The 4,193-nt window shown below is 70.2% G+C and carries 6 protein-coding genes and 1 pseudogene; 2 read left to right on the top strand and 5 right to left on the bottom strand.

All coding sequences use genetic code 11. The features are described from left to right. Nucleotides 1–179 (top strand): annotated as a pseudogene (locus ACFOYX_RS29800) (ATPase); the annotation flags it as partial. 413 nt (nt 180–592) lie between these two features. Here ACFOYX_RS29800 and ACFOYX_RS29805 read toward each other — a convergent pair. From ACFOYX_RS29805 to ACFOYX_RS29825, 5 genes are all read right to left on the bottom strand, one after another. Then, entirely contained in the window at nt 593–1,024 is a 432-nt protein-coding gene (locus ACFOYX_RS29805; protein ID WP_322441718.1) for an SRPBCC domain-containing protein, read from the bottom strand. Next, nucleotides 1,017–1,337, bottom strand: a complete 321-nt coding sequence (locus tag ACFOYX_RS29810; RefSeq protein ID WP_322441717.1) for a metalloregulator ArsR/SmtB family transcription factor — start codon at nt 1,335–1,337, stop codon at nt 1,017–1,019. Before ACFOYX_RS29810 ends, ACFOYX_RS29805 begins: the two co-directional genes overlap by 8 nt. Beyond that, entirely contained in the window at nt 1,330–1,704 is a 375-nt protein-coding gene (locus tag ACFOYX_RS29815) for a glyoxalase superfamily protein (protein WP_109804152.1), read from the bottom strand. Before ACFOYX_RS29815 ends, ACFOYX_RS29810 begins: the two co-directional genes overlap by 8 nt. A gap of 90 nt (nt 1,705–1,794) precedes the next feature. After that, entirely contained in the window at nt 1,795–2,328 is a 534-nt protein-coding gene (locus tag ACFOYX_RS29820) for a hypothetical protein (RefSeq protein ID WP_322441716.1), read from the bottom strand. 90 nt (nt 2,329–2,418) lie between these two features. Continuing rightward, nucleotides 2,419–3,192, bottom strand: coding sequence for a carbohydrate ABC transporter permease (locus tag ACFOYX_RS29825; protein ID WP_377534605.1), 774 nt, complete (start codon nt 3,190–3,192; stop codon nt 2,419–2,421). 233 nt (nt 3,193–3,425) lie between these two features. Between ACFOYX_RS29825 and ACFOYX_RS29830 the strand changes: the two genes are divergently transcribed. Next, nucleotides 3,426–4,193 (top strand): RNA-guided endonuclease InsQ/TnpB family protein (locus ACFOYX_RS29830; RefSeq protein WP_377534602.1); only part of this gene is annotated, 768 nt, incomplete at its 3' end.

Consider the following 4,193-nt stretch of genomic DNA (forward strand, 5'->3'; position numbering starts at 1 on the left):
CCGGCGACACCCCCCTCGCCGAGGCGGCCCGCGTCGAACTGGCCCGCCGCTGGCCGGACGCGCCGGTGTGCACGGCCGGCGCCTGGGCCGCCGCGGCGGCCTGGCTCGCCGCCCGTGACCTGCCCGAGGTGATGGACCCGGCCGCGCTGCACGCGCTGCTGGTCCCGCCGCCGGTCTGACGGGCGTCGCCCGCGACCGCTGCCGTGGCCCCGGTCGCCCGGCCCCGTGGCCGGCCGCGTTGCCGCGCATCGGGCGTACGACGCAGGGTCACCCCTGGACGCTCCCCGTGCCCCCCGGCGGCACGCAGCGCACGCGCGGGCACCACCCGGGGATGTGCCCGACGCACGCTATGGAGCTGATGTCGCAAACGATTCAGCGCAGGTTCGCGCCGGGGCAGCACCGCACCGTTCCGAGCCCGCCGATGTCGCAGGACTCGGCGCCGGACGGTGCCCTGACCCCACGGCCTTCCGGGCACCGGGCCCGCCGATGCCGCAGACGATTCAGCTCCACAGGCGACCCGCAGCGGTACCGGGTGCGGCCCGAGTCGGGCCGGGCGGCGGGCGGGCCGGTCCCGGCGCCGTCCGGCCAGCTGCTAGTCGACGGCGGTCAGCGCCGCCTCGAGCCGGCGCCAGACGTGGCTGCGCCAGCCGCCGTCGAGCAGGGTGAACGTCCGGCGCTGCACCGGGTCGTCCGGGTCGAAGCCGGCGTGCTCAAGGAAGAGCCGGGTGCCCCGCCCCTCGGGAGCGAGGGTCCAGGTGACCACGGTGTCCAGCCGGCCGCCGCGCCAGGCCCAGCGCAGCCGGCGCGGCGGGTCGACCTCCAACACCTCGCAGTGCACCACCCCGTCGAAGCCCTGGCCGGGCCGGGGCTGGGTGTGGAAGGTGAAGCGGTGACCCGGTAGGGGGCGGAAGTCGTTCGGCATCAGCCAGCGCGCCAACAGATCAGAATCGGTCAGCGCCCGCCAGACCTTGGCCGGTGGGTGGGCCAGGAACTGGTCCACCGCGATGGTCGCGTGATCACTCATCGGGCAGCCCGTCCAGCACGTCGCGCAGGTCGGCCAGGCGGGCGCGCCAGAACCGCTCGTACGGGCCCAGCCAGTCGGCGACCTCCCGCAACGGCTCCGGACGCAACGAGTAGAGCCGCTGCCGGCCGACCGGCTGCTCCACCACCAGCCCGGCGTCCCGGAGCACCCTCAGGTGCTCCGACAGGCTCGGGCGGCGCATGTCGAAGTGGTCGGCGAGCCGCTGCACCGGCTGCTCGCCCCGCTCCAGCAGCAGCCGGAGCAGCTCTCGCCGGGTGGGATTGGCCAGCGCGGCGAAGACGTCCCCCTCAGACACGGGTCGACTGGAGCACGATGCCGTTGCCGTCGGGGTCGTCGAAGGTCGCGTACCGGCCCCAGGGGGCGGTCTGGATCCCGCCGTCGGCGAAGGCCACACCCCGGGCGCGCAGCGCGGCCACGTCGCCGTCGAGGTCGTCGGTCTCCAGCACGAGGCCCTTGAGCGAGCCCGGCGGCATGGTGGGGAACCAGGTGACCAGGGTCAGGGCGGTGGCGGCCCCCTTCGGCGCGACCTGCACCCAGCGGCCGCCAGGGCCCATCGGGTTGTCCCAGATCAGGTCGAAGCCGAGGACGTCGACGTAGAAGTCACGGGCCCGGTCCTGATCGCTGACGGGAACGGAGACGAGTTGCACATGGGTCACGGTCATGCCCGCCACAATAGGTAGGAGATTTCCTACCAGTCAAGCCGGAAGCGGGCCGGCCGACCCGGGGTCGACGGCCCGCTCCGAGGCCCGAGGTCAGTTGGTCGGGTGACCCGGCTGCCCCTGCGGGTGGCCGTACTGCCCCTGCGGCTGGCCGAACTGGCCCTGCGGCTGGCCGTACTGCCCCTGCGGCTGGCCGAACTGGCCCTGCGGGACCGGCTGGCCCGGCTGCGCCGGGTAGCCCTGCGAGGCCGGATAGCCCTGCGGCGCCTGCGGGGCCTGGCCGTACGGGCCGGGCTGCCCCTCGGGCGCCGACCAACCCGGCGCGGGCTGGCCCGGGTGGCCCTGGGCGGCGACCTCGTGCGCCGCCGCCTGCTCCCTGGCCTCCTTGCGCGCCTTCACGGCCCGGACGATCAGCAGGATCGGCAGGATGAAGACGTAGAAGTACACCCTGTAGCTGGTGCCCACGGGAGCGAGGAACATCAGATAGAAGCCGTAGCAGAAGAAGGCGAGGCCGACGACGACGTTCAGAATCCGCGAGCCGGTGCCCTGCTCCCGGATCGCGAGACCGATGACGATCATCGCGATGCCGCCGAGCATCAGCAGGAGTTCGTAGACAAGTTCAAACATGGGATCCCCGTCAATCCGGTGAATGTGCCGGCCCACCATAGAGGAGCACCGGAAGACCCCGCTGCCCCGTTTCCTGTGGCGGCCGACACCTCACTTGAGCTGGCCCGCGGTCAGCCCGGCCTGGATCTGCCGCTGGAACGTCACGTACACCACCAGCACCGGGAGCACCGCGATGGCCAGGCCGGCGAAGAGCTGCGCGTAGTCGCCGGCGTAGCCCTGGTTGACGGCGAGCGCGTTCAACCCCTGGGCGAGCATCCACCTCGACTCGTCGCCCTGCATCAACACCTGCGGCAGCAGGAACTGGTTCCAGTGGCTGAGGAAGTTGAAGATGCCGACACTGATCAGTCCCGGTCGCGCCATCGGCAGCATCACCCGGAAGAAGAGCCGGAAGTGACCACAGCCGTCGATCAGTGCCGCCTCCGCGACCGAGGTCGGCAGGGTCCGGAAGAACGCCGTCAGGAAGAAGATCGTGAACGGCAGCGAGTACGCCGCGTACACCAGGATCAGGCCCGTCCAGGTGCCGAAGAGGCCGGCGTTGCGGACCACGAAGAAGAGCGGCACCAGGGCCAGGAAGACCGGGAACATCATCCCGCCGACGAAGAGGTAGTAGGCCACCTGCCGGCCGCGGAACTCGTACCGGGCGAAGACGTCGGAGGCCGCCGCGCCGAGCAGCATGGTCAGGGTCAGCGAGCCGGCCACCACCACCGCGCTGTTCAGGAAGTACTGGCCGATGTGCGCATTCGTCCAGGCCCGCGCCCAGTTGTCGAAGCGCAGCGCGCCGGGCAGCCCCCACGGGTCGGCCAGGATCTCGCTGTTGCTCTTGAGCGAGCTGACGAACATCCAGGCCAGCGGCAGGATAGTCATCGCCGCCCAGAGCAGCAGGAAGGTGTGCGAGAACGCGTTCGCCACGCCCAGTTCCCGCCGCAGCGGCCGATCGGCATGCCGAGGTGTGGGCTGACCGCCAGCCTTCTCAACGGCCGTGGCGCCGACGGCGGTCGCAGGGTCCGCCGTGCGGGACGGCGAGGTCTGGTCCGGGTTAGCAGTCACGCCGCTCCCTCCCCTCAGAAATGTCACAGTGGACTCGTAACATGGCGGGCGTGGGTGAAGCGGTGAGACGAGCGTTCAAGTACCGCTTCTACCCCACGCCGGACCAAGCGGAACAGTTGAGCCGCACCTTCGGATGCGTTCGCGTGGTGTACAACAAATCTCTCGAAGAGCGCACCCGGTTCTACAAGACCGAACGCCGTGCCATGAGCTTTGCAGAGACGTCTGCTGCGCTTACCCGCTGGAAGAAGACGGACGAGTACGCCTTCCTGAACGAGGTTTCGTCCGTTCCGCTCCAGCAAGCGGTCCGTCACCTGCAGACAGCTTTTGATTCCTTCTTTGCTAAGCGGTCTGGATACCCTCGCTTCAAAACCAGGCGGCGTTCCCGCGCTTCGGCTGAGTTCACGCGCTCCGCTTTCACCTGGCGGGATGGGCAGCTCACCTTGGCAAAGATGCGCCGTCCGCTGCGGATTGCCTGGTCGCGTCCGCTGCCTCCGGGTTCTGACCCGTCGACGGTTACCGTAAGTCGCGACGCCGCAGGCCGCTGGTTCGTCTCGCTTCGCGTCGAGGATCGATCGGTGAGACCACTGCCAGCCACTGACCGTGTCGTCGGCGTGGACGTGGGCCTGAGTGCGCTGGTCACCCTCTCCACTGGAGAGAAGGTTGCCAACCCGAGACATGCGGTCCCCGAGCGGAGGCGACTGCGAAAGGCCCAGCGAAGCCTGTGCCGTAAAGAGAGAGGATCCGCCAACCGCGAGAAAGCCAGGCTTCATCTCGCCAAGATCCATGCGCGGATCGCCGACCGCCGTCGCGACGAACTT

Source organism: Micromonospora sp. GCM10011541 (assembly GCF_042650725.1).
GTDB lineage: Bacteria > Actinomycetota > Actinomycetes > Mycobacteriales > Micromonosporaceae > Micromonospora > Micromonospora sicca.